The organism is Bifidobacterium sp., assembly GCF_051876855.1.
Classification (GTDB): Bacteria; Actinomycetota; Actinomycetes; order Actinomycetales; family Bifidobacteriaceae; genus Bifidobacterium.
In genome coordinates this window covers 1-5,616 of the sequence record NZ_JBJEIH010000098.1, presented here as the reverse complement: position 1 = coordinate 5,616, position 5,616 = coordinate 1, and the positions used below count along the sequence as shown (strand labels likewise).

The 5,616-nt window shown below is 58.4% G+C and carries 4 protein-coding genes; 1 reads left to right on the top strand and 3 read right to left on the bottom strand.

The window, feature by feature from the left end; genetic code table 11:
- Window positions 1–807: 807 nt before the first annotated feature.
- From metK to ACI38B_RS06600, 3 genes are all read right to left on the bottom strand, one after another.
- Window positions 808–1,995, bottom strand: coding sequence for a methionine adenosyltransferase (gene metK / locus ACI38B_RS06610; protein WP_439730058.1), 1,188 nt, complete (start codon window positions 1,993–1,995; stop codon window positions 808–810).
- Between the two features lie 170 nt (window positions 1,996–2,165).
- Entirely contained in the window at window positions 2,166–2,918 is a 753-nt protein-coding gene (locus tag ACI38B_RS06605) for a class I SAM-dependent methyltransferase (RefSeq protein ID WP_439730057.1), read from the bottom strand.
- 211 nt (window positions 2,919–3,129) lie between these two features.
- Complete coding sequence (locus ACI38B_RS06600; RefSeq protein ID WP_439730056.1) at window positions 3,130–4,569, bottom strand: O-acetylhomoserine aminocarboxypropyltransferase/cysteine synthase family protein; 1,440 nt, start codon at window positions 4,567–4,569, stop codon at window positions 3,130–3,132.
- 339 nt (window positions 4,570–4,908) lie between these two features.
- On the opposite strand from ACI38B_RS06600, the gene ACI38B_RS06595 reads away from it, so the two are divergent.
- Window positions 4,909–5,616: ABC transporter substrate-binding protein (locus ACI38B_RS06595; protein WP_439730055.1), on the top strand; the 708-nt coding region annotated here is incomplete at its 3' end.

Genomic DNA, 5,616 nt, shown 5'->3' with positions numbered 1-5,616 from the left:
CATACGGAATTCGGGGCGCTTGGTCGCACGCCGGTTCCGGTGTAATCCATTGGGCTGAATGCGATTCCGTAGCCCAATCTCCGATTTGGTGCATAACAGGAGCATCCGCGGCAGACGATATCCACCCGCATCTGTATGAAAATGGCGGAGTACCAAGGTTTCCATGATTCCAGCTACCGGGTGTGCAGCCAATTCCGCCGCCGCTTATTCGACTAGATCCGATGCCGGTGTCCAATTTCCGGTTCGGTCCGCGTGACAGACGACAACAGTGTCCGGACGCACGCATGATATGACGTACATTGGCGGAATTCTAAACCCTCCTGATAGGCTGGGCGAGTCGTTGCGTACCGTGTTGTGAACTGAATCGGATTTCGTCGCCCAATTCCCGATTCAGACCCGTCAGCGCGTCCAGCAATCAGCGTGGAAGGATATATTCGCGTTGATTGGAATATCACGGAATACTACGGAGCGCCTCTGTTCTTGAATAGGCAGACCGTACAACACATGCTCTTGGCCTGAATCCGATATCGACCATCGATGTACGTTTTAGGTCAAGGGCAACGACATATAAAAGACCTGCGCGCCACGCCCAGGTCATAGAATCGGTCAATCGTCCCAGAATGCCGGTCACCTCAGCCAACAAAGCAATGCTCTCGGAACGGTCGGATTCCAAGTGTCCGACCGTTCCGAGAGCATCATTGTGCAGATGCAGCAACCGGCACTATGTCATGCGCACATTCACTACAGTGGTTCTGACCTCTACTGCGAATGTGCGCATGCTGCGTGCTTGCTATCACCTACTCCCGCCTACTTCGCCAGCGCGGCATCCCGCAACGCATCTGCCTTGTCAGTGCGTTCCCAGGTGAATTCCTCGCCGGTCCGACCGAAATGCCCGTATGCCGCGGTTTTACGGTAGATTGGCCGGCGCAGGTTCAGCTCGTCGATGATGGCGAGCTGGCGCAAATCGAACACCTGCTCCACGGCCTTCTGGATTGCTTCGCGCGCAACCGTCTCGGTTCCGTAAGTTTCCACGTCGATGTTGACCGGAGCGGCGACATTGCGGAAGTATCCGAGCGAAACCTGTACGCGCCTCGCAAGTCCTGCGGCGACGATGGTTTTGGCCACCCAGCGTGCCGCGTATGCCGCGGAGCGGTCGGGCTTGCGCGGGTCCTTGCCGGAGAACGCGCCGCCGCCGTGAGCGGCGAACCCGCCGTACGTGTCCACGATGATTTTGCGCCCGGTCAGTCCCGAATCGGCTTTCGGCCCGCCGGTGTGGAAGGGCGACGCGTTGATGACGACGTCGATGTCATCCGCCGCGATATTCGGGAAGGTCTTGAGCACGGGGTCGAGTACCTGTTCGCGCACTTGGCGGCGCACCTCTTCTACAGAGATCTCAGGCGAATGCTGGGTCGAGATGAGCACATGCCGGAAGGCGACCGGTCGCAGATCGTCAGTGTATTCCACGGTGACGAGCACTTTGCCGTCCGGCCTAAGCTGTGGAATGACGCCGTTCTTGCGCACCCATGCGAGCCGTTCGGCGATTCGGTTGGACGCGTATGCGGGCAGTGGCATGAGCGCGTCCGTGTCATCGTTCGCGTACCCGATCATGATGCCTTGGTCGCCGCCGAAGGTGTTGTATGCGGTTTCCTTGTCGGCGATTTTGTCGGTGTCACCGTAGTCGCCTTGCGGGTTGTCGAACACGCGTGGCCGGATGTTGTTGATGATGCCGCAGCCATCCGGGTCAATGCCGGATTCCGCTGTGGTGTAGCCGATATCGTGTAGTGCCTGGCGCACGATGGCAACATGGTCGAGGACGCGCGGGACGCTCACTTCGCCTTCGACGACGACAAGCCCGTCTTTTGCGGTGGTTTCGACGGCGACGCGGGAATCCGGGTCCAGTGTGAGATACGCATCGAGGATGGAATCGGAGATGATGTCGCAGACCTTGTCTGGGTGGCCTTCGGTCACTGCTTCCGAGGAGAAGAATCGTGCCATGGGGGTTCCTTTCATTGGATCGACTGCGGGACTTCATGGTCTCAGGGTGTCGATTCATGGATAGTGATGTTGAGTGGATGATGGGTGGATTTGTCGTGTGCGTGTCGTGTGTGCTGTCGTGCTCGAAACAGCAGTAAGACTCAGTTTCGATTGAGCCTCTTGCGTCCGGTTCACGCCTCGGCGATGATGGCGACATAGTTGCCGCTCTGGTAGCCAGGTACAGGGTCGTGCGCCTCGTCATTGTGATACGGCAGGTTCTCCAGCAGTGTCTGCCAGTGGGAGATGCCGGAGAATCCAGCTGCACGCAGAGCCCTGTCATACCAGGGGATTTCATGCCAGTATGGCTTGTAGATATGCGTGTCCACATTGAAGAATGCCGTGCCCTCCAGCAACGGCTTGACGAGCGAATCGTCCAATCCTGCGGCCTGACGCAGACGCAGCACGATGCCGAGCGCAGATTCTGCGGGCACGTCTGTGAGCACAATCCGTCCATTCGGCGCGAGTGCTTCGCGATTGCGTCGGAATGTGGGGATGATCTCATCATCTGGGATGAATCCGAATGATGAGCCGTTGTACACGATGGTGTCGTACGGCGCTTGATTGTAGTCGAACTCCTGCGCGGTCGTGGCGACGATGTCAAGGCCTTTCGCACGCGCCTGCGCACCGAGCGCAGGTGACGGTTCGATAGCTTGTCTGACGCGGATGCCATAGCGTTCGGCGAGCAGGGTTTCGAAAATCCCGCTACCCACGCCGATGGACAGGATGGACCCGGGGTCGGTGTCCTTGCCATCCGGCGTGGTGGTCAGGGCTTTGTGCAGTAGACGCAGCCGGGATTCATAGATGTTGGGACGCAGCCGTTGCGTGTCGTCGAGGACGGTGTCATAGCCGGCGTACAGGTCTTCCTGTGGCTTGGTTGTGCTCATGGTTCTCTCTCCTTGTTGTTGGTGGGTTGGTTATTGGGTGGTTGACATGTTGGTTGAAATGTACTGACGTATTGGTGAATGAGTGGATTGTTGAATTGATAGACGAGCTGTTGACTCACAGTCGCGTATGAGTAGGCGACAAGACTCCGGCCGGCGTGCAGGAAGTGATTCGCAGACCTTCCCGTTGGCCGGCCCAAGCCCTGTCGCGACGTCACGCCTGTCCATAGGCCGCTCGGAATCCACGTTCCAGATCGGCGATGAGATCCTGGGAATCCTCCAATCCGATGGACAGGCGGATTGTGGTCGGTTCTATACCAATGGCGCGCTGCTGATCCGCATTGAACTCGCGGTGGGTGGTTCGCGCGGGATCGACGATCAATGACTTGGAATCTCCGATATTCGTCAAATACGTGAACACTTGCGTCGCGTCAATGAATGCGTTCGCCTGTTCGACACCACCTTCGAGCGTGAAGGCGAGTACTGTGCCGACGCCGCGCGGATAATCGCGTTCCGCGAGCGCATGGTCGGGGGAGTCCGGCAAACCGGCGTAATCTACGCGCGTGACGTGCGGATGCGCATCAAGGAAGCGTGCGACGGTTAGGGTGTTCGACACCGCACGTTCGAGCCTGACATCAAGCGTTTCCAAGCCTTGCAAGGTCAGATAGCTTTCGAACGGGCCGGGTTCGGCGCCGAGCAGCCGCAGGTATTTCAGCCGCAGCCGTTGGATGAACGCCTTGCGTCCGTAAGCGTCTACAAAGCTTCGACGCTGCCCGTGCGCTTCATCGCTGATGTTATGCACGAAGGAGTTGAACTGCGGGTAGCGTGGTTTCACGCCGTCCTGGGCGGAACGTTCCCCGTCATCAACATGGTTGTCCGGCCCGTAGTCGAGCTTCCCGGCATCCACCACCGCGCCGCCTACGGCATTGCCATGCCCGTTGATTGCTTTCGTGGTGGAATAGACGACGATATCCGCGCCATGCTCGATTGGTCTGAACAGGTATGGCGTGGGCAGGGTGTTGTCCACGACGACAGCGACACCGTGCCGGTGGGCGACGCGGGCGACCAGATCGATGTCAGTGATCCGCGTGGTCGGGTTTGACACGCTTTCCAGGAAGACAAGACGAGTGTCAGGGCCGATTGCTGCTTCAAGCTGCTGTTCGTCATCGACGGTATCCACATAATCCACGCCTACGCCGAGCGCGGGGAGCAGATTGTTGATGAAATCGAAGGTGCCGCCGTACAGGTCACGGGTTGAGACGATTCGTCCACCGTGGTCGGCGAGATTGAGAATCGTGGAACTGATGGCCGCCATACCGGAGGAGAAGGCCACGGCGGCGACCCCGCCGTCAAGCGAGGCAAGGCGCTTCTCAAGGACTTCCGGTGTGGGGTTGCCCACCCTGGAGTACAGGTGCGCGCCCGGTTCCAAACCGTTAGCCGCACGCGACCCGCGGGCTGCATTGCGCAGGTCGTATCCTGCGGTCGCGTAAATCGGCACTGAACTGGAATCCAGATGCCGAGGGGCGTTATAGCCGGCATGCAGCTGCCGGGTGGCGAATCCTTCGTCTTCTTCACTCTCTTCGCGTCCTTCGCCGCCTGCGACGCCGTTGCCTGCCACGGCAGGATCATCGGTGATTTCATTGATGTTTCCCATGCGGTCTCCTTATTTGGTCTCTTTGCCGGTCGGACGTTTGGCCCGGCCGGTTGCGCTTGATGCTGCGAGCTGATTTGTCGCAGAGTTGTCCTCAACCGTATGCGCCGAATCGTCAGACACGCATATCACTGGTTCAACACGTTTGTTGTGCGATTCCATAACCCGGCTCTATAGCGGGGTGTCCGTGCGCGGACGACAACGGTTTTTGAACTCCCTATAAGCATCTTGTATGCCGTCATCCTTGCCTTTGTGCACAGCGTGCGATTAGGTTCGAGGCTAATGCGGAACGGCCACACCATCACAGCCGAATCTGCCGCAGCAGAGAATCAAGGAGAACATATGTTGAACATCCACGGACGCGTCACCAAGGGTGCGGCGATCCTATGCACGTTGATCGCCGTATTCGCCTTTGACGCATGCAGTGTCAAGACGTCCGGGTCGTCATCGGCAAGCGGCGACTCGAAAGCCACCAGCACCACATACAAGTACGGGACCATCGAGTTTCCGAAGTCGAGCTCGCTGTGCAGCTCGCCGATCGCCATCGCCTTGGAACTCGGATATTTCAAGGCAGAAGGCATCAACGCGAAATTGGTGACCGCCGATGCGGAAACCCGCAAGGTCGGTCTGAACTCCGGGCGCTTCCCGGTTACGAACGGCGATTTCCAGTTCTTCCCATCGATTGAGGAAGGCGTGTCCGCCAGTGTGGTGGGCGCACTGCATAAGGGTTGCATCAAGATCGCCGTGAAGAAGGGGTCCAGCATCAAGACCGCGAAGGATCTGAAAGGCAAGAAAATCGGTGTCGACGAAATCGGCGGCACCCCGTACATGGCGGCAAATATGTGGCTCGGCCAGGCGGGTCTCAACGTCGATAAGAACAACAGTGATGTGACCTATCTGCCATATGACGATTCGAGCTTGGAATTCCAAGCGTTGCAGAACGGCGATATCGATGCAGCGGCATTGTGGGACCCGCTGCCTACCGTCGAGGAGCAGAAGGGTACGGTCGACATCATCTTCGACCTCGGCTCCGACCCGACTTTCGCCAAG